This window comes from Bradyrhizobium ottawaense (assembly GCF_900099825.1).
GTDB lineage: Bacteria > Pseudomonadota > Alphaproteobacteria > Rhizobiales > Xanthobacteraceae > Bradyrhizobium > Bradyrhizobium ottawaense_A.
On sequence record NZ_LT629693.1, the window covers coordinates 7460560 to 7480485 of the forward strand.

The following is a 19926-nucleotide window of genomic DNA, read 5'->3' on the forward strand; positions in this document are numbered from 1 at the left end:
TCGCAATGACCAAACTCATCGTCGATGGCAAAGAGATCGATGTCCCCGCGGAATACACGCTGCTGCAGGCGTGCGAGGCCGCAGGCGCCGAAATTCCGCGCTTCTGCTACCACGAACGGCTGTCGATCGCCGGCAATTGCCGGATGTGCCTCGTCGAGGTGAAGGGCGGCCCGAAGCCGGTCGCGAGCTGCGCCTGGGCCGTGCGTGATTGCCGTCCGGGTCCGAAGGGCGAGCCGCCGGAAATCTCGACGCGTTCGCCGATGGTCAAGAAGGCCCGCGAAGGCGTGATGGAGTTCCTGCTGATCAACCACCCGCTGGATTGCCCGATCTGCGACCAGGGCGGCGAGTGCGACCTGCAGGACCAGGCGATGGGCTACGGCGTCGATACCTCGCGCTTCGCCGAGAACAAGCGCGCAGTCGAGGACAAGTATCTCGGCGCGCTGGTCAAGACCTCGATGAACCGCTGCATCCAGTGCACGCGTTGCGTCCGCTTCTCCGCCGAAGTCTGCGGCGCGCCGGAAATGGGCGCGACCGGCCGCGGCGAGGACATGGAGATCACGACTTATCTGGAATCGGCGCTGACCTCCGAATTGCAGGGCAATCTGGTCGACATCTGCCCGGTCGGTGCGCTGACCTCGAAGCCGTATGCGTTCGCGGCGCGCCCGTGGGAGCTTGGCAAGACCCAGTCGGTCGACGTCATGGACGGCGTCGGTTCGGCCATTCGCGTCGATACCCGCGGCCGCGAAGTGATGCGGATCCTGCCGCGCATCAACGAGGCCGTGAACGAGGAATGGATTTCCGACAAGACCCGCCACATCGTCGATGGCCTGCGCACCCAGCGGCTCGACCGGCCCTATATCCGTGAGAACGGCCAGCTCCGCGCCGCCTCCTGGCCGGAAGCCTTTGCCGCGATTGCCGCCAAGGCCGGCCGGATCGACGGCAAGCGCATCGGCGCGGTTGCCGGCGACGTCGCCGCGGTCGAAGAGATGTTCGCGCTGAAGGAACTGCTGGCGAAATGCGGCTCGTCCAATCTGGCGGTGCAGGGCGGCGACGCCTTCGATACGAAGTTGGGCCGTGGTTCCTACATCTTCAACCCGACCATCGCCGGCATCGAGCAGGCCGACGCGCTCCTGATCATCGGTTCCAACCCGCGCAAGGAAGCCGCCGTTCTCAACGCCCGGATCCGCAAGCGCTGGCGCTCGGGCCAGCTCAAGGTCGGCGTGATCGGCGCCAAGGCCGACATGACCTACGATTACGACTATCTCGGCGCGGGCACGGATTCTCTCAGCGAACTCGCCGCCGGCAAGAATGCCTTTGCCGACGTGCTGAAGGGCGCCAAGAAGCCGATCGTGCTGGTCGGCGCCGGTTCGCTGGCGCGCCATGACGGGGCTGCGGTGCTGGCGCTGGCGGCGAAGATCGCGGCCGATTTCGGCGCGCTCAAGGACGGCTGGAACGGTTTTGCCGTGCTGCAGGACACCGCGTCCCGCACCGGCGCGCTCGATATCGGCTTTGCGGCCGGCAGCGGCAGCCTCAGCCTGGCGCAGATGACCACCTTCGGCACGCTCGACGTGCTGTTTTTGCTCGGCGCCGATGAGGTCAAGGTGCCCGACGGCACTTTCGTGGTCTATATTGGCACCCATGGCGACCGCGGCGCGCATCGCGCCGACGTCATCCTGCCGGGTGCGGCTTATACCGAAAAGTCCGGCATCTATGTCAACACCGAGGGCAGGGCGCAGATCGCCAACCGCGCGGCGTTCCCGCCCGGCGAGGCGCGTGAGGACTGGGCGGTGATCCGCGCGCTGTCCGACGTGCTGGGCAAGAAGCTGCCCTACGACTCGTTGCAGGCGCTGCGCCAGGCCATCTTCAAGGTCGCGCCGCATTTGATGCGGCTCGACCAGATCGAGCCCGGCAAGGCCGACGACGTCAAGGCGCTGGCGGGCAAGGGCGGCAGCGTGGACAAGACCCCGTTCAAGACCGCGGTCGAGGACTTTTACCTGACCAACCCGATCGCACGGGCGTCGGCGGTGATGGCGGAATGTTCCCGGCTGGCGTCCGGGCAAATGCTGACGGCAGCGGAGTGAGCGTGACCTGATGGCTGAATTCTTCGCAAGCGCGTTCTGGACCGGCTTCCTCTGGCCGCTGATCATCATGATCGCGGAGAGCGTGTTGCTGCTGGTCGTGCTCCTGATCGCGATCGCCTACATCCTGCTCGCCGACCGCAAGATCTGGGCGGCGGTGCAGATCCGCCGCGGGCCCAACGTGGTGGGCCCGTTCGGCCTGCTGCAATCCTTCGCCGACTTGCTCAAGTTCGTGCTGAAGGAGCCGATCATCCCGTCGGGTTCCAACAAGGGCGTGTTCCTGCTGGCGCCGCTGGTGTCCTGCGTGCTGGCGCTGGCCGCCTGGGCCGTGATCCCGATGAATCTCGGCTGGGTGATCTCCGACATCAATGTCGGCGTGCTCTACATCTTCGCGATCTCATCGCTGTCGATCTACGGCATCATCATGGCCGGCTGGTCGTCTAACTCGAAATATCCGTTCCTGGCCGCGCTTCGCTCCGCGGCGCAGATGGTGTCCTACGAAGTCTCGATCGGCTTCGTCATCATCACGGTGCTGCTCTGCGCCGGCTCGCTCAATCTCTCGGCCGTGGTCGAGGCCCAGAACACCCGCGGGTTCGCCAGCCTGATCGGCCTGCCGCAGCTCACTATCCTGAACTGGTATGTGTGGCCGTTGTTCCCGATGTTCGTGGTGTTCTACGTGTCGGCGCTGGCCGAAACCAACCGCCCGCCGTTCGACCTGGTCGAAGCGGAATCGGAACTAGTGGCCGGCTTCATGGTCGAATACGGCTCGACGCCGTATCTGCTGTTCATGCTCGGCGAATACGTCGCGATCACCACGATGTGCGCGATGGCGACGATCCTGTTCCTCGGCGGCTGGCTGCCGCCGATCGCGCTGCCGCCGTTTACCTGGGTGCCCGGCGTGATCTGGTTCGCGCTGAAAGTCTTCTTCATGTTCTTCATGTTTGCGATGGCTAAGGCGATCGTGCCGCGCTACCGCTACGATCAACTGATGCGGCTCGGCTGGAAGGTGTTCCTGCCGCTGTCGCTGGCGATGGTGGTGATCGTCGCCGGTGTCCTGCAGTTCGCCGGGATCGCACCGAAATGAGGTCGCTATGAGTGTCAATATCAACGCAACCGCCCGCTCGCTTCTGCTGACCGAGTTCGTATCGGCGTTCTTCCTCGCCATGCGCTATTTCTTCAAGCCGAAGCCGACGCTGAACTATCCGTTCGAGAAGGGGCCGATCTCGCCGCGCTTCCGTGGCGAGCATGCGCTGCGCCGCTATCCGAACGGCGAGGAACGCTGCATCGCCTGCAAGCTGTGCGAGGCGATCTGCCCGGCGCAGGCGATCACGATCGAGGCCGGCCCGCGCCGCAACGACGGCACCCGCCGCACCGTGCGCTATGACATCGACATGGTGAAATGCATCTATTGCGGCCTGTGCCAGGAGGCCTGTCCGGTCGATGCCATCGTCGAGGGACCGAATTTCGAATTCGCGACCGAGACCCGCGAGGAACTTTATTATGACAAGGCGAAACTGCTCGCCAACGGCGACCGATGGGAGCGCGAGCTTGCGAAATCAATCGAACTCGACGCGCCGTACCGGTGAGGTGAGGGCATGATCCTTCCCGCGCTGTTCTTCTATCTGTTTGCCGGCATCTGCGTGGCGTCGGCGGTGATGGTGATTGTCTCGCGCAATCCCGTGCACTCCGTGCTGTTTTTGATCCTGGCCTTCGTCAACGCCTCCGGCCTGTTCATCCTGATGGGCGCCGAGTTCCTGGCGATGATCCTGGTCGTCGTCTATGTCGGCGCGGTCGCGGTGCTGTTCCTGTTCGTGATCATGATGCTCGACGTCGACTTCGTCGAACTGCGCGAGGGCTTTCTGGAATACCTGCCGATTGGTCTGGTGATCGGCGCGATCTTCCTCGTCGAGTTGCTGCTGGTCGGCGGCGGCTGGGTCATCAATCCCGCTACCACCAAGACGATCACGGCGGCGATCCCGGCCAATGTCAGCAACACCGAGGCGCTCGGGCTGGTGCTCTATACCAAGTACATCCACTACTTCCAGCTCTCGGGCATGGTGCTGCTGGTCGCGATGATCGGCGCCATCGTGCTGACGCTGCGCCACAAGGCCAACATCAAGCGGCAGGACATCAACGTGCAGAACGCGCGGACGCCGGAGCTGGCGATGGCGTTGCGCAAGAACGTGGCGTCGGGGCAGGGGCTGCAGGACGCGGACGCGGCGGAGTGGGTGCAATGACGATCGGTCTTGGACACTATCTCGCGGTCGGCGCCATCCTGTTCACGCTCGGGATCCTCGGCATCTTCCTCAACCGCAAGAACATCATCGTGATCCTGATGTCGATCGAGCTGATCCTGCTCGCCGTCAACATCAACCTGGTGGCGTTCTCGACCTTCCTCGGCGACATCGTCGGCCAGGTGTTCGCGCTTCTGGTGCTGACGGTGGCGGCGGCCGAAGCCGCGATCGGTCTTGCGGTACTGGTGGTCTATTACCGCAACCGCGGTTCGATCGCGGTTGAAGACGTCAATCTGATGAAGGGCTAAGGGCAATTATGATTCAAGCAATTGTCTTTCTGCCGCTGCTGGGCGCCATCCTGGCCGGCCTGATCGCCATTTTCGGGGCGCATGCGCGCAACCCGAGCGGCGATGTGGTCGAGCATCACGACGACGGGCATGGCGCCGACGCGCATGCCGCGGCCGCCCATGACGACGATGGCCATGATGACCATGGCCACGACGACCATCACGTCTCCGAGCCGCCGGCGCAGGGTTCGCGCGCGGCGGAGCTGATCACGACCTGCCTGTTGATGATTTCGGCGGCACTGTCCTGGGTAACGCTGGTCGATGTCGGCTTCATGCACCACGACGCGCGGATCGCGCTGTTCCCCTGGATCAGTTCCGGCGACCTGCAGATCTCCTGGGCGCTGCGCGTCGATACCCTGACCGCCGTGATGCTGGTGGTGGTCAACACCATCTCCTCGCTCGTTCACCTCTATTCCATCGGCTACATGGACGAGGATCCGTACCGGCCGCGGTTCTTCGGTTATCTCAGCCTGTTCACCTTCGCGATGCTGATGCTGGTAACCGCGGACAATCTGGTCCAGCTGTTCTTCGGCTGGGAGGGCGTCGGTCTGGCGAGCTATCTGCTAATCGGGTTCTGGTACCAGAAGCCGTCGGCGAATGCGGCGGCGATCAAGGCCTTCGTGGTCAACCGCGTCGGCGACTTCGGCTTCGCGCTCGGCATTTTCGCGATCTTCGCGCTGATCGGCTCGACCGACTTCGAGACCATCTTCGCGGGTGCGCAGGGACTATCAGGCAAGACCATCGATTTCTTCGGCTGGCACGCCGATGCGCTGACCCTGATCTGCCTGCTGCTGTTCATGGGCGCGATGGGCAAATCCGCCCAGTTCCTGCTGCACACCTGGTTGCCGGACGCGATGGAAGGCCCAACCCCGGTCTCGGCGCTGATCCATGCCGCGACCATGGTCACCGCCGGCGTCTTCATGGTGGCGCGGCTGTCGCCGCTGTTTGAACTCGCACCGAATGCGCAGGCCGTGGTGATGTTCTTCGGCGCCACCACCGCGTTCTTTGCGGCCACCGTCGGCCTCGTGCAGAACGACATCAAGCGCATCGTCGCCTACTCGACCTGTTCGCAGCTCGGCTACATGTTCGTGGCGATGGGAGCAGGGGCCTATTCGGTCGGCATGTTCCATTTGTTCACCCACGCCTTCTTCAAGGCGCTGCTGTTCCTGGGCTCAGGCTCGGTGATCTACGCGATGCACCACGAGCAGGACATCCGCAACATGGGCGGGCTGAAGGACCGGATTCCCTTCACCTATATCGTGATGGTGATCGGCACGCTGGCGCTGACCGGCTTCCCGCTCACCGCCGGCTATTTCTCCAAGGACGCGATCATCGAGTCCGCATACGCCTCGCATAATCCGCTCGCGTTCTACGGCTTCCTGATGACGGTGATCGCGGCCGGCCTGACCTCGTTCTATTCGTGGCGCCTGATCTTCAAGACGTTCCACGGCGAACCGCACGATCAGGAGCATTACGAGGCCGCGCACGAAGCGCCGCTGTGGATGCTGATCCCGATCGGCATCCTCGCCGCCGGATCGATCCTGGCCGGCTTCCCGTTCAAGGAACTGTTCGCCGGCCACGGCGTGGAGGAATTCTTCCGCGAGTCGCTGAAGATGAGCCCGCACATCATCGAGGAGATGCACCACATCCCCGAGAGCATCGCCTTCCTGCCGACCGTCATGATGGCGGTGGGCTTCGTGGTGTCGTGGCTGTTCTACATTCGCCGGCCCTACCTCCCGGTCGAACTCGCCAATCAGCACCAGATGCTCTACCAGTTCCTGCTCAACAAATGGTATTTCGACGAGCTGTACGAGTTCATCTTCGTCCGCCCGACCAAGTGGCTCGGTCGCTTTCTCTGGAAAAAGGGCGACGGCTCCCTCATCGACGGCTTCGGGCCCGATGGCGTGTCGGCGGGCGTGCTCGACATCACCCGCAACGTCGTCAAAATCCAGACCGGCTATCTCTATCACTACGCCTTTGCGATGCTGATTGGCGTGGCCGGCCTGATCACCTGGTTCATGTTCGGCTTGGGAGGCCAGTAATGACAACCTGGCCTATCCTTTCCGTCGTCACCTTCCTGCCGATCGTCGGCGTGGTCCTGGTTTACCTGCTCGCGCGGGGCGGGGACGAGGCGGCGAACCGCACGGCGCGCTGGATTGCGCTGTGGACCACGCTGATCACCTTCGTGGTCTCGCTGATACTGGTCTTGCGCTTCGATCCGGCGCAGCCGGACTTCCAGTTCGTCGAGAAGGCGAGCTGGCTGGCCTCCGGCATCACCTACCACATGGGTGTCGACGGCATTTCGCTGCCGTTCGTGATCCTGACCACCGCCTTGATGCCGTTCTGCATCCTCGCGAGCTGGAAGTCGGTCACGCTGCGGGTGCGCGAATACATGATGGCGTTCCTGCTGCTGGAAACGCTGATGATCGGCACCTTCTCGGCGCTCGATCTGATGCTGTTCTATCTGTTCTTCGAAGGCGGCCTGATCCCGATGTTCCTGATCATCGGCGTCTGGGGCGGCCCGCGCCGGGTCTACGCCTCGTTCAAGTTCTTCCTCTACACGCTGCTCGGCTCGGTGCTGATGCTGCTCGCCATCATGGCGCTGTACTGGAACGCCGGGACGACGGACATTCCGACGCTGATGCACACCGCGGTGCCGCGTAGCTTGCAGACCTGGGCATGGCTGGCGTTCTTTGCCTCGTTTGCGGTGAAGATGCCGATGTGGCCGGTGCACACCTGGTTGCCCGATGCCCACGTCGAGGCGCCGACCGCGGGCTCGGTGGTACTGGCCGCGATCCTGCTGAAGATGGGCGGCTACGGCTTTCTGCGCTTCTCGCTGCCGATGTTCCCCTTGGCGTCGCATGATTTCGCGCCGCTGATTTTCTCGCTATCGGCGATCGCCATCATCTACACCTCGCTGGTGGCGCTGATGCAGGAAGACATCAAGAAGCTGATTGCCTATTCGTCGGTGGCCCATATGGGCTTCGTCACCATGGGCATCTTCGCCGCCACCACGCAGGGCGTAGCCGGCGGCGTGTTCCAGATGATCTCGCACGGCATCGTCTCCGGCGCGCTGTTCCTGTGTGTGGGAATCGTCTACGACCGCATGCACACCCGCGAAATCGCGGCCTATGGCGGCCTCGTCAACCGGATGCCACTCTACGCGCTGGTGTTCATGGTGTTCACCATGGCCAATGTCGGGCTGCCCGGCACATCCGGCTTCGTCGGCGAATTCATGACGCTGATCGGCACCTTCAAGGTCTCGATCCCGACCGCGACGTTCGCGACGCTGGGCGTGATCCTGTCGGCGGCCTATGCGCTGTGGGTCTACCGGAAAGTCGTGTTCGGGGCGCTGACCAAGCCGTCGCTGGCCAGCATCAAGGACCTGACCTTCCGCGAGAGCCTTTTGCTGTTCCCGCTGGTCGCGCTCACCATCCTGTTCGGCGTCTATCCGAAGCCGGTACTCGACATGTCGGCGGCCTCGGTTCAGCAACTCGTCAATAATTACAACACCGCCGTGACTGCCGTGAAGGCAGCCGCGTTGATCAACTAAGGCCTCCGCCCCATGAGCTTTTCGAGTGCAGGATATCAGTTGCAGCCGGTGCTGCCGGAGCTCGTGCTGGCGTTCGGCGCGATGGTACTGCTGATGGTAGGCGCCTATCGCGGGCAGGGGACGACCCGGCTCGTCACCACGCTCGCGGTGTGCCTGCTCGTGCTCGTTGGCGCACTGGAACTGATGCTGCCGGCCGGCAAGCTCGTGACCTTCGGCGGCAGCTTCATCGTCGACGATTTCGCCCGCTTCCTGAAGATCCTCGCTTTGATTGGCTCGGGCGTGACCCTGATCCTGGCGACGGAGTTCCTGTCGGATCCGTCGCGGCGGATCTTCGAATTTTCGATCCTGGTGCTGCTCTCGACGCTCGGCATGATGGTGCTGATCTCGGCCGCCGACCTGATCATGCTCTATCTCGGGCTCGAGCTGATGAGCCTTGCGCTCTACGTGGTCGCCGCCAGCAACCGCGACAACGCCAAGTCGACCGAAGCCGGCCTGAAATATTTCGTCCTCGGCGCGCTGTCCTCGGGCATGCTGCTGTACGGCGCCTCGCTGATCTACGGCTTCACCGGCACCGTCAGCTTTGCCGGCATCGCCGCGGCGGCGACCACCGGCAGCATCGGTATCGTTTTCGGCATCGTGTTCCTGCTGGCGGGTCTCTGCTTCAAGGTCTCCGCCGTGCCGTTCCACATGTGGACGCCCGACGTCTATGAGGGCGCGCCGACACCGGTGACGGCGTTCTTTGCCTCGGCGCCGAAGGTGGCGGCGCTAGCGGTGTTCACCCGTGTAGCGCTGACCGCGTTTCCCGGTATCGTCTCGCAATGGCAGCAGATCATCGTGTTCGTGGCGATCGCCTCGATGGTGCTGGGCTCGTTCGCCGCCATCGGGCAGAAGAACATCAAGCGCCTGATGGCCTATTCGTCGATCGGCCACATGGGATTCGCGCTGGTCGGCCTCGCCTCCGGCACCGTCGAGGGCGCGCAGGGCGTGCTGGTCTATATAGCGATCTATGTCGCGATGACGCTCGGCACCTTTGCGGTGATCCTGACCATGAAGCGCAACGGCCAGGCGGTGGAGCAGATCAGCGATTTTGCTGGGCTGTCGCGCACCAACCCGCTGCTTGCCTTCTTCTTCATGATGCTGCTGTTCTCGCTGGCCGGCGTGCCGCCGCTCGCGGGCTTCTTTGCCAAATGGTACGTGTTCGTTGCCGCGATCAACGCGCATTTGTTCACGCTCGCTGTCATCGGCGTGCTCTCCAGCGTGGTCGGCGCGTTTTACTATCTCACCATCATCAAGGTGATGTATTTCGACGAGCCGCTGCCGGCGCTCGACCCGATGCGGGTCGAGCTTGGCACCGTGCTGGCGGTTGCCGGTCTCTTCAACATCTTCTTCTTCGTCTATCCGGGGCCGCTGGTCAGTGTCGCCACGGTCGCGGCGAAGTCGCTTTTTTGATGCCGTTCGCGCTCGGTCCCCGAGCCACATCGGCGGGCTACCGCCTCTTTGCCTTCGACAAGGCCGGTTCGACCAATGCGGAAGCCATGTCGCGCGCGCGCGACGGCGAGCGCGGCCCGGCCTGGTTCGTCACCTCGGAACAGACGGCGGGACGGGGACGCCGGCAGCGCGCCTGGATCGCGCCGCGTGGTAACCTCGCCAGCAGCGTGCTTGAAATCATCGACGTATCGCCATCGGTTGCGGCCACGCTGGGCTTTGCAGCGGGCCTTTCGCTCGAAAGCGCGCTACAGAAGCTCAGCATAGAGGCCAACCTGCGGTTGGCCGGATCGGATCGATTGAAATACTCCCTGAAGTGGCCCAACGACGTGCTGGCCGGGCAGAAAAAGCTCTCCGGTATCCTGCTGGAGGCCGAAGCCGTGCCCGGCGACCGCCTCGCGGTCGTGGTCGGCATCGGCACCAATGTGGTGGGGGCGCCCGAGGGCACGCCGACGCCGGCGACCTCGCTATCCGCGCTCGGCGTCCATGTCGGCGCGGAGGAGCTGTTTTCGGCGTTGTCGGACGCCTGGGTCGAATTCCGTGGCATCTGGGACAATGGCCGAGGGTTTTCCGAGATCCGCAAGTTGTGGCTGGAACGCGCCGCCGGGCTTGGCGAGCGGGTCGCCATCAATACCGGAACCATGTCGATCGAGGGTACATTCGATACCATCGACGAGACCGGCTGCCTGATCGTCCGCACGGCGGAGGGCAAGCGCATGCCGATCGCCGCGGGCGAGGTTTATTTCGGCGCGGCAGCTTCCGTGGGAGCAGCGTGATGGCGCGGCCGGATGAACTGACCTTTGCGCCGCTCGGCGGCGTCGGCGAGATCGGCATGAACCTGTCGATCTACGGGCTCGGCAACCGCCACCAGCGGTCCTGGCTCGCGGTCGATCTCGGCGTCTCCTTTGGCGACGAGGAGCATCTGCCGGGCATCGACCTGATCATGCCCGACATCCGCTTCCTGGAGAAGGAGCGCAAGAACCTGATGGGCCTGGTGCTGACGCACGCCCATGAGGACCATTTCGGCGCCATCATCGATCTCTGGCCGAAGCTGCAATGTCCGATCTACGCGACCAAGTTCAGCGCCGCCTTGTTCGAGGCCAAATGCGCCGCCGAGCGCAATGCGCCCAAAATCCCGGTCACGGTGGTGCCGTCGGGCGGCCGCATCGATCTCGGGCCGTTCAATGTCGAATTCATCCCCGTGGCGCATTCAATTCCGGAATCGCATGCGCTGGCGATCCACACCTCGGTCGGCACCGTGCTGCATACCGGCGACTGGAAGATCGACCCGACGCCGATCATTGGCCTGCCGACCGACGAGCGGCGCCTGCGCGAGCTCGGCGATGCCGGCGTGCTGGCGCTGATCGGCGATTCCACCAACGCGGTGCGGGAAGGGCGCTCGCCTTCGGAAACCGAGGTCGCCGCCACCATTACCAAGCTGGTGAAAGCCGCCAAGGGCCGCGTCGCCGTCACCACCTTTGCCTCCAACGTCGCCCGCCTCAAGGCCGTGGCGGATGCCGCCAAGGCCGCCGATCGCGAGGTGGTGGTGGTTGGCCGTGCCATGGAGCGGGTGGTGCAAGTCGCCCGTGAGACCGGTTATCTCGACGGCGTGCAGAATTTTCGCGGCGCCGATCTCTACGGCCATTTCCCGCCCGACAAGGTGCTGGCGCTGTGCACCGGCAGCCAGGGCGAGGCCCGCGCGGCGCTGGCGCGGATCGCCAATGACGACCATCCGCAGGTGACCCTGAACAAGGGTGATTGCGTGATTTTCTCCTCGCGCACCATCCCTGGCAACGAGAAGGCGGTGGGGGCGATCATCAATGGTCTGGTCACCCAGGGCATCGAGGTCATCACCGACCGCACTGACCTCGTTCATGTCTCCGGCCATCCGCGCCGCGACGAGCTGCGTGACATGATCTCGTGGGTGCGGCCGCAGCTCCTGATCCCCGTCCATGGCGAGCCCCTGCATCTGCACGAGCATGCCAAGTTGGCGCGCACCGCCGGCGTTCCAAAAGTGCTGATCTGCCGCAACGGCGACCTGGTCAAGCTCGGGCCCGGCGACCCCGGCATCATCGACCAGATACCGTCGGGCCGGCTCTACAAGGACGGCACCATTCTGGAGGATTCCAAGTCGCGCGCCGTGGTCGAACGGCGGCGGCTGGCATTTGCCGGCTGCGCCTTTGTGGCGATCGTGGTGACCGAAAAAGGCGAGCTGTCCGACGATCCCGAGGTTGATCTCGTCGGCATCCCCGAGAAGAATGCGGCCGGCGAGGTTATCGACGAGATCGTGTTCGACGTTGTGGTCTCGACGGTCGAAAGCCTGCCGAAGGCGCGCCGGCGCGATCCGGACGCGATGGCGGAGTCGGTGCGCCGTGCGGTACGATCCGTCATCAACGAGCACTGGGGCAAGAAGCCGATCTGCCTCGTTCATGTTTTGACAGTCTGAGAAAACAGTTAAGCGGAGGAGTAACATGCTGGGCCGGCTCAATCACGTCGCGATCGCGGTCAAGGATGCGGAAAAGGCCGCCAAGATCTATGGCGGCGCGTTCGGCGCCGAGATCTCCGGCGCGGTGCCGTTGCCGGAGCACGGCGTCATCACCGTGTTCGTGACGCTGCCCAACACCAAGATCGAGTTCATCCAGCCGCTCGGCGAGGCCTCGCCGATTGCCAAATTCGTCGAGCGCAACGCCGACGGCGGCATCCATCACATCTGTTATGACGTGCCTGACATCATTGCGGCGCGCGACCGGATGATCAAGGAAGGCGCGCGGGTGCTCGGCGACGGCGTGCCGAAGATCGGCGCCCACGGCAAGCCCGTGCTGTTCTTTCATCCGAAGGATTTTTCCGGCGCGCTCGTCGAAATCGAACAGGCCTAGAGCCCATGGTCTACAGCATCTCCACCGCGTTTGCGATCTACTTCGTGCTCTGGTGGCTGGTGCTGTTCGTCACGCTGCCGTTCGGCATTCGCAGCCAGCACGAGGACGGCGAGGGCGCGCCCGGCACCGATCCCGGCGCGCCGGTGCTGGCGCGGATGGGACGCAAGCTGATCTGGACCACGCTGATCTCGGCCGTGATTTTCGCGGTTGCGATGTGGGCCTATTACCAGGGCTATTTCAACATCGAACGGCTGTCGAAGCTGATGGGAACGCCGTTCTAGAGCATTTTCCACCTAGCATGCGGCATATCCGGAGTTGCGGAAGTAGTTGGCGCATTCGTCCGGCAGGAAGGCGTCGAGCAGGCAGGCGATGCGGTTCCAGAGGCTCTCCACGGAGCGCTCGGCAGCCTTTCGTAACAAGGCTTTGAGTTTTGCGAAGAGCTGCTCGATCGGATTGAAGTCCGGCGAATAGGGAGGCAGGTAAAGCAGCTTTGCGCCTGCAGCTTCGATCGCTTCACGTATCCCCGGCACCTTATGGGCACTGAGATTGTCCAGCACGACAATGTCGTTTGGCTTGAGGGTCGGTACCAGGACCTGTTCGACATAGGCGAGGAAGGCATTGCCGTTCATCGGGCCGTCGATGACGCATGGTGCGGTAAGGGCTGTGGAGCGCAGGCCCGCAACAAAGGTGCTGGTTTTCCAGTGACCATGCGGGATTTTGCCGACCAGCCGCTCGCCGCGCGGAGCCCGGCCGTACAGCCGTGCCATCTTGGTCGAGGTGCCGGTTTCGTCGATGAAGACCAGTCGGTCGGGATCGAGCTTGGGTTGATTGTCCGCCCATGCCGTCCGCGCCGCGGCGACGTCAGGCCGATCTTGCTCGGCCGCCCGAACGCTTTTTTTTGAAGCTGATGCCGTGGCGGTCGAAGAACCGCCAGACCGACCCGATTCCCGCCTTTTGTTGATGCTCATCGAGCAGACGGCGCTGGATCTCTTCCAGAGTCAGGTCCGGTTCCTGCCGAACCAACCCAAGCAACCATTCCTCATGCTTCTTCAACGGCGACCGGCTCTGACCCTTGTTGGATTTGGCCTCAAAGCTACCGGTCTCCCGCCAGCGCTGTGCCCAGCGGATCGCCGTCGAATCCCCAATCACAAACTGTCTTGCCGCAGCCCGCGCCGCCGCGCCACCCTCAACAACCTGGATCACTCGAATTCGTAAGTCGTTCGAATACCCCATTGCCAGCCTCCTCAGTCCGAGAAGGCCACAGAATCTTATTCGCAGCTCAATGGGAATCCCTTCGATTCACAGAAAATGGAAAATGCTCTAGGCCCGGAACAAACCAATTGGTTTGTTCCGTGGTCATGCGCAGACAAGAGGAGAGGCACATGCACGTTGCACTGCGCGGTCTCGGCCTGGGTTTTCTGCTGCTGTGCGCATCGTCCGGCGCGGCGTCCGCGATGGATCCATCCGCCACGGAAGAGACCAATTGCCTGATGGCCTGCGACGCCAATCAGGAACATTGCGCATCGACCCCGCACGTTGCGGTGCCAAAGAACTATTCAGTGGCCGCGCATGCGCCGTCCGTGAAGATCAAGCCGCTTGCGAGCTCGCGTCGGCCGATCGAGGGACGCTGAAAAGCGTCGTCGACAGGGATCGCCTCCCGGCGGCAGGCGGCCCTCACGTGAACGCCACGTCGCTTCGGCCGCATCCCTTGCATTGCGCAATTCCCGTTCGCTTGCTTGCAGCGCGGCTTCGGCTGCTTGCGCTCGGTTCGCGGCCAACGAGCGCCTCCTTTCGTTGCGTATGTCTCGACCGCCGGAGCTCACGAGCTCAGCGGCAACAGCGCATCCCGCAGTGTCGCGCTTGAGATCCCCATGAGTCCCGTGAAGGGATCATCCAGCTCCAGGACCAGAAAGATCGCGCCGGCAAACGACAGCGCGCATACAAACAGAGAGATCGTGACAACCGTGTTCGCCCGCGCAAACAGGGTGACGCTTACAAAGATCGCGCTCAGCCAAAATACCACAATTATCAGAAAGGGCGTCGGAATTGAGCTGCCGGCCTGCGTAAACAACTGCAGTCGCATCTGCGCGCCTTCGGTGAAAGCCGCAATGGCGCGAGACTGCAGGGAACGTTGCGTATCGTTGTTCGGCGATAGCCGCTGGAGTTCATTGTCGAATGCGCGCGCCTCCACGCTGGACTCGAACCGAGCGGGTTGGCCGGCCGGATTCACCTGCTCGTGCCAAATACGATCTGCCAACGGTGGTATGCTCAGCCGCAGGAGCTTTCGGAGAGAGGTTGCTTCCGGACCGTACTGTGCAAGCAGATCGTCCAGAACGATGACCGCTGAGGTCATCTGCCGGACCTGGTTGGTTTTCTGGTCGAACGTATTTTTGGCGGATGCGATCAACAGACCCAGCACGAGTGCGGTCAGAGTGCCAATCAGGCCCGCGGTCAGCTTGACGACGTCCTTGGAATCCGCGTGCAGGTGGTGTTCCGACAATAACGGTCGAACCACCATCCCAGCCAGCGCGCCACCAAATATCACCACGAACACTAGGAGCGAGATCAGTAGGTCCGTCATACCCGCGAATTCTCCGCCATCTTGGTGGCTATGCCGATCCGAGCCGTCGCCAGCGCCCATCCTGGCTGTCCAGGCAAAGCCGCGAGACTACCAAACTGGCCGGGAGGCCAGAAGCTGACGCCGCTTTCGTCGGCGCGCGAAATGGACGTTGTCGCGAAAAGAAGGCCAACGCAAAGGAGCGCGGCGACTGCGGGTGCTCGAAGCGTTGCACCTGTCTTGCCTGATTTAACGATGCTCACTTGATCCTCCAGGATGCAAACTGACATGTTGCCGTTCTTGATCTGGTGAATTCCCGCGCCCGTGTTGATCTCGTCATTGAGCGGTTAAACCAGGTAGTCCCTCGACTTTCGCGATTTGCGGCGGGTTCCATTTGCCAGTGAGCGCTTCGGACTTCGGGCCGTAAAGGCGCATGGTCAGGTTGAATGCACCCTTCGGTGCGGGCAGCCAGTTGGCTTCCTTGTCTTTACCGGGACTTTCGTTCTGAAAGTAAAGGTCGAGCGATCCATCAGCATTGGTCTTGAAGGGAAAGTAACTGCTGACCGCGAAACGATTGAGCACGTTCGCGACCTGAAAGCCTTCGCTATCGTAGAGCGTAATGGACCAGAAGGCGTTTACGGGCGGTGTGGCTCCCTTATCGAAGTGGAGGATGTATTTGTTCGCGCCGTCGAGCGGTTTGCCGGTGTTGTCGAAGAGGTTCAGCGGATAGATGGCGTCCTCGGGCAGATTGGCGCCGAGGCCGACCTGTGCGACAATGGCGCGCTTCAGGTAATAATTGCCGTAGACGCCCATGGTATCCGTGTTCATCGACCATCCGTTCGCTGTTCGGGCCAGCGACGGGATTTTCCACTGCATGAGTTGCTGGGCGTCCTCCGGCGCAGTTTCCAGCGCCTTCTTTACAACCGGGTCGAGTTTATCGAAGTCGAAGCTTTTGCCTGGCTCGATCCCGATCCTCTTCATCTGCGCGATGATCGGCTCGTCCGTGACGTGGGGCGGGTGCAATTTGAGGAGTTCGGCCGCGTAGGCGAAATATTTGGCGGTCGTCATGGTATCGACCTGAACTTTCGGCGGCGTCTTCATATCGACGCTTGGGTCGATCTTCACAGTCACCGGCTCCGGCGGCTTGCCCCAGCGCGAGAGCGGCGTGACATTATAGCCAGCCTGTACCTTGTGTACCGCGTCGTAGTCGGCCGGACCGTCCGTCTTGGTGCGGCCGATGATCCATACATAGGGTGTTGGCGCATTGATGCGCGAAAACCCCTCCGGAGCCGTTCCACTCCAGCCGGGCGGCGTGACGAGGAAATTCCCCGCTTGAGTACCTGTCGTCCGCCAGCCCGGCGAAGCGAAAACGTCACTCCACATGTCGAGCATCGGCATCAGGTAAAAACGCCCGTTCGTATCCGGCACGGAGACGATTTGCGGCTCCTTGGTGAGATCGAGCCAGGCAATCGAATAGAGCGTATCGAAGTTGATCCGCACCACCAGCTTTAGATCGGCTGGAGGGAAAGCAGGCACGTTCACGAACATATTCATCGGACCCTTGCCGAACTCTTTCCCTGCCTCGATGTTGGTGGATTGCTTCCGCGTGATGTCGACCGAGATGAGCGGATAGAAATAAATGTAGGCGTCGACGCCAATGGCATGCGCAGCCTGCTCGGTGATCGCCGGAGTAGTCTGCGCCATCGCCGCCGGCGTGAGTGCCGGGCCGACAAGAAGAGTCAGAGTGAGAGCCATCACATGTCTACTCATCTTGCTGTCCTCCCATGGCTTTGTGTAGCACGTAGTCCGATCAAGCTTGCGGCGCTCAGGCGGCGGACACGATCCCCGGTTTCGCCGCAAGGATCATTCGCCGATCGTGAATCAAGTTCTCCAGCCGATGAGCTGCGACATTCAATGTGGAAGCATCGATCGCGTTTTCGTCGCCGCTCGCCGCTAACGCACGTTGCGCTCTCAGAATGCCGTCGATTTCATCCTCGATCGCTTCGAGTTCGGCATCGGTAGTGGCATTACGTATCCGCCGTGCCAGGGCGTAGAGTGAATCGAGCGGGCCTTGAATGGTTTCCGGATTCCCGATCCCCAGGAATTTCCAGGCCGCCGCGAGCACCGAGGCGATGCCGCCCAACATCATTGGCGCCAGAAATATCTCGTTTGAGTATTGATCCATGAAGCCCTGTTGCGTGCCGTTGTAGAACGCCGCTGCTCCGGGATGGACAGGAATAAAGGCATCGGAGTCGGTGCTGGCGGCGGCGATTTGCGCAAAGATAGGCTGTTCGCCGAGCAGCTCTCTCCGCACGCCCATAATGGTCTGCGTCAGTGTCGCGATCGTATTGGAGTTGAGCTTCTTGTGCGCGACCAGATAGAGCGACGTTCGAAGCGTGGTTAGATCATCCTCGGGCACGGGCGGGACTCCGCGCAGTGTTCCCTTGGGCACGTCGAAGCTTTCATAGGCCCGTTCGGTTTCGGCGATGGCGCCCGCGGAATCGATCGAAATCAGCACCGGCGACGTTTTGGGACCTTGCTGGAAAAATCCCTTGACCAGCGACAAATACTTCTCGGTCAGAGGGATCGCGACCAGCAAGGCGCCGATGTCTTTTGATTGAAACGCCGCCCTGACATCCGCTATCGCGATGTCCTTGAAGACCTTTGCCTTCGACAGGCCATAGGTCTTGCTCAAGACATCGACCAGTCTGGCGTTCGCCTCGCCACCTATCACGCCAACCCGGCGCGTTTTCAGCGCGTCGATGCTGTCCAGGGATGAACCCGGCGGCGCGACGACCAGCGCGGTCAAATGGGCCAGGATAACGACGGCTTGCGCTTGCGACAAATCGCCGACGTCACCCCGCACCGCGGCGAGATCGACTTTGCCGGCCGAAAACGCGTTGGCGGCCTCGACCACAGTGCCGGTGTCGACAATCGTCAACCGCACCGGAGCGTTATCCGAAACGAGCCGGTTCGCAATGACGGTCATCGCTTTGGCGGCTTCACCATCGATTGAACCGACAGCGACGGTCAGGGCTGCGGGATGCTTGTAGTAGTGATAGGCTAGCACACCTGCACCCGTCCCGAGAACGGTGACAATCACGAGCAGCACAATGCGAAGCCACATGGGGAGTTTGATTGATTTCAAGCGCGTCGCTCCACTCGCAATACCCTTTCGCTTTTTTACCAAGCCTTCTCTTTTGCAAGGTCTTCAGACCGGTCCTCGGATAACGTCTGGGGGCGCGTGGGGCTTCATCCAGAAGCCGTCGACCGTGACGCGATGAACGGGTGCTTCCTCTGGGTAGTGGTTGCCCGATCCCATGCGGAATGTGCCGCCGGGCATACGACGCGTGTTGGCATACTGCGACTGCCGCTTGCTCGCCGACGAAGTGCTCGCTTCGGCAATACGCATCGAAAACTCGTCCTCTTGAGAACGCGCAAACTGCTTTCCGGCGCCGGTACGCAAGCAGAAGTTTGCATCCAATTCAACGCGAGGGCAAGCGCGATCGTTGCTGCAACCGCAAGGGGTGTTCGCGCGCCTGTCACGGACCGATCATGCAACTATGCATCTCAGTCGTTGGGACGCGCGGCCACTGGAAGACCGCAACCTTCTTCGCCGCATTGCGCCGGCGGCTTTTACGTGAAGGCAACGCCGATCCGCTTGTCCCTGCGCCAGGCGATCTGACATCGGCGGCTGGAGTCGCCGGAGATCACCAGATTGAATGTTTCGGGGATGCCGAGCGGGCTTGCGACCTCAAGGGCTGCACCGGTCTCCGAGATATTCCGGACAAGGCAATCGATGACGCCGCCATTGAATTCGATGGAGCCCGATTTCAGCACCCGATGGCGCTGCGCGGCGCGGTTGTTCTCCAGCACCTGGAGCCGCTCCTGGGCAGCTTGCTCCGTTGCGCCGGGTTGCGTGGGCTGCAGCGTTTCAGCGTGCTGCATGGCGATCGCGATCGCTTCTTCCGTCAGTGTCGGCCTGATCCTGGCCCAGGCGAGCTTGAACCGGACCTGGCAGTCCTTGAAATTGATGGCCGGCCCCCGGTCGCCCGGGGTCGCCGGCTGGCCATAGACATTGCAGCCCCACCACCAGTGCGCATTGTCGGGCTGCTTTAAAATTCGTCCGATCGGGAGGCCGCGCCAGAGCACCTCGAAATCGTCATCCCGCCGCACGCCGTCGACGACGGCGGGGCGCAACCCGATGGTTTCGAGATCGTCGTCAGTCATCGATCAGGCGCACCTTTCTCCGATCAAAAGATGGATGAATCGCAATTCCTTGCGGCTGCGGGCAGGAAATCCGGTTCGGACAAACTCCGCAAGATGCGATAATCATATTCCGGGTTTCCACGGGGATATTTGTTTCCGGTCGGCTGGGTTTTCTCGCGGTTTTCTTGCAGCTTTCTCGCAGTTTTCTTGGGAATTGCGTGGTTTTTGGAGAACAGGAAATGACGTGTCAAAGATGCGTTGCCGGACTTTTGGTCCTGCTCATCGCCGGCCTTGCCGGATCGTTCTACATGAACTGGAAGACGCTCGGTCAGCTTCGCACGGTCAAGGCCTTCGTCGAGGGCGCGGTGTTTCCGACGCGGTCGCGGCCTGCGAGAAGGCGCCGAGCACGACCCCGTTCAAATGGAATGGCGGCAAGCAGACCGCCGTGGTCGGCCTGAATTCGGTCCGGCCCGACAAGTACACCGTCATCGCAAGCTATACGCTGGTCGCCGACAGCGTCTATTGCGACTACGACCCGATCAGGAAGAAAGCCGACATCGGATCGAACTTCCTGGAGCGGGAGTAGT

Annotated in this window: 19 protein-coding genes and 1 pseudogene; 14 read left to right on the plus strand and 6 right to left on the minus strand. The window is 62.3% G+C overall.

What is annotated here, in order from left to right:
• Positions 1-5: 5 nt before the first annotated feature.
• Genes nuoG through BLR13_RS35280 form a run of 12 tightly spaced genes read left to right on the plus strand, consistent with a single transcriptional unit; the run spans position 6 to position 12854 of the window.
• A complete protein-coding gene (gene nuoG, locus BLR13_RS35225; RefSeq protein ID WP_074832606.1) occupies positions 6-2081 on the plus strand; it encodes an NADH-quinone oxidoreductase subunit NuoG in 2076 nt (691 codons plus the stop codon).
• A 10-nt stretch (positions 2082-2091) separates the two neighbouring features.
• Complete coding sequence (nuoH, locus tag BLR13_RS35230) at positions 2092-3162, plus strand: NADH-quinone oxidoreductase subunit NuoH (protein WP_074832609.1); 1071 nt, start codon at positions 2092-2094, stop codon at positions 3160-3162.
• Between the two features lie 7 nt (positions 3163-3169).
• Positions 3170-3664 carry an NADH-quinone oxidoreductase subunit NuoI gene (gene nuoI / locus BLR13_RS35235; protein WP_074832611.1) on the plus strand — a complete coding sequence of 165 codons (495 nt, stop codon included), beginning with the start codon at positions 3170-3172 and terminating at the stop codon, positions 3662-3664.
• Between the two features lie 9 nt (positions 3665-3673).
• Positions 3674-4315, plus strand: a complete 642-nt coding sequence (locus tag BLR13_RS35240) for an NADH-quinone oxidoreductase subunit J (RefSeq protein ID WP_074832614.1) — start codon at positions 3674-3676, stop codon at positions 4313-4315.
• Entirely contained in the window at positions 4312-4620 is a 309-nt protein-coding gene (gene nuoK / locus BLR13_RS35245) for an NADH-quinone oxidoreductase subunit NuoK (RefSeq protein ID WP_074832616.1), read from the plus strand. Before BLR13_RS35240 ends, nuoK begins: the two co-directional genes overlap by 4 nt.
• Positions 4621-4628: 8 nt before the next feature.
• Positions 4629-6701, plus strand: a complete 2073-nt coding sequence (gene nuoL, locus BLR13_RS35250; protein ID WP_074832619.1) for an NADH-quinone oxidoreductase subunit L — start codon at positions 4629-4631, stop codon at positions 6699-6701.
• On the plus strand, positions 6701-8212 hold the full coding sequence (locus BLR13_RS35255; protein ID WP_074832622.1) for an NADH-quinone oxidoreductase subunit M: 1512 nt from the start codon (positions 6701-6703) through the stop codon (positions 8210-8212). The genes nuoL and BLR13_RS35255 overlap by 1 nt, the downstream gene beginning before the upstream one ends.
• Before the next feature lie 12 nt (positions 8213-8224).
• On the plus strand, positions 8225-9661 hold the full coding sequence (nuoN, locus tag BLR13_RS35260) for an NADH-quinone oxidoreductase subunit NuoN (RefSeq protein ID WP_074832623.1): 1437 nt from the start codon (positions 8225-8227) through the stop codon (positions 9659-9661).
• Positions 9661-10473, plus strand: coding sequence for a biotin--[acetyl-CoA-carboxylase] ligase (locus tag BLR13_RS35265; protein ID WP_074832626.1), 813 nt, complete (start codon positions 9661-9663; stop codon positions 10471-10473). Before nuoN ends, BLR13_RS35265 begins: the two co-directional genes overlap by 1 nt.
• A complete protein-coding gene (locus BLR13_RS35270) occupies positions 10473-12143 on the plus strand; it encodes a ribonuclease J (RefSeq protein WP_074832628.1) in 1671 nt (556 codons plus the stop codon). The genes BLR13_RS35265 and BLR13_RS35270 overlap by 1 nt, the downstream gene beginning before the upstream one ends.
• A 25-nt stretch (positions 12144-12168) precedes the next feature.
• A complete protein-coding gene (mce, locus tag BLR13_RS35275; protein ID WP_074832629.1) occupies positions 12169-12573 on the plus strand; it encodes a methylmalonyl-CoA epimerase in 405 nt (134 codons plus the stop codon).
• A 5-nt stretch (positions 12574-12578) separates the two neighbouring features.
• Complete coding sequence (locus BLR13_RS35280; protein WP_074832632.1) at positions 12579-12854, plus strand: DUF1467 family protein; 276 nt, start codon at positions 12579-12581, stop codon at positions 12852-12854.
• A gap of 12 nt (positions 12855-12866) precedes the next feature.
• Here the strand turns inward: BLR13_RS35280 and BLR13_RS35285 are convergent.
• A protein-coding gene (locus BLR13_RS35285) for an IS630 family transposase (RefSeq protein WP_143039769.1) occupies positions 12867-13812 on the minus strand; the annotation gives its coding sequence in 2 pieces (ribosomal slippage) (positions 12867-13476 and positions 13475-13812; 948 coding nt in all).
• 143 nt (positions 13813-13955) lie between these two features.
• Here BLR13_RS35285 and BLR13_RS35290 point away from each other — a divergent pair.
• Positions 13956-14204: a hypothetical protein gene (locus tag BLR13_RS35290; RefSeq protein WP_074832635.1), complete on the plus strand. Its 249-nt coding sequence runs from the start codon at positions 13956-13958 to the stop codon at positions 14202-14204.
• A 188-nt stretch (positions 14205-14392) separates the two neighbouring features.
• On the opposite strand, the gene BLR13_RS35295 is transcribed toward BLR13_RS35290, so the two are convergent.
• The 5 genes and pseudogenes from BLR13_RS35295 to BLR13_RS42770 all read right to left on the minus strand — a co-directional run bounded on the left by BLR13_RS35295 (position 14393) and on the right by BLR13_RS42770 (position 19360).
• Complete coding sequence (locus BLR13_RS35295) at positions 14393-15214, minus strand: DUF4239 domain-containing protein (protein WP_143039881.1); 822 nt, start codon at positions 15212-15214, stop codon at positions 14393-14395.
• Positions 15215-15466: 252 nt separating this feature from the next.
• Positions 15467-16900: a DUF1254 domain-containing protein gene (locus BLR13_RS35305; RefSeq protein WP_074832644.1), complete on the minus strand. Its 1434-nt coding sequence runs from the start codon at positions 16898-16900 to the stop codon at positions 15467-15469.
• A 55-nt stretch (positions 16901-16955) separates the two neighbouring features.
• A complete protein-coding gene (locus tag BLR13_RS35310; protein WP_091976940.1) occupies positions 16956-18278 on the minus strand; it encodes a TAXI family TRAP transporter solute-binding subunit in 1323 nt (440 codons plus the stop codon).
• 99 nt (positions 18279-18377) lie between these two features.
• A pseudogene (locus BLR13_RS42060) lies at positions 18378-18473 on the minus strand (SUMF1/EgtB/PvdO family nonheme iron enzyme); the annotation flags it as partial.
• 293 nt (positions 18474-18766) lie between these two features.
• On the minus strand, positions 18767-19360 hold the full coding sequence (locus BLR13_RS42770) for a PilZ domain-containing protein (RefSeq protein ID WP_433994248.1): 594 nt from the start codon (positions 19358-19360) through the stop codon (positions 18767-18769).
• Positions 19361-19784: 424 nt separating this feature from the next.
• Between BLR13_RS42770 and BLR13_RS42065 the strand changes: the two genes are divergently transcribed.
• Positions 19785-19925, plus strand: a complete 141-nt coding sequence (locus BLR13_RS42065) for a hypothetical protein (RefSeq protein ID WP_244525002.1) — start codon at positions 19785-19787, stop codon at positions 19923-19925.
• The last annotated feature ends 1 nt before the right edge of the window (position 19926 follow it).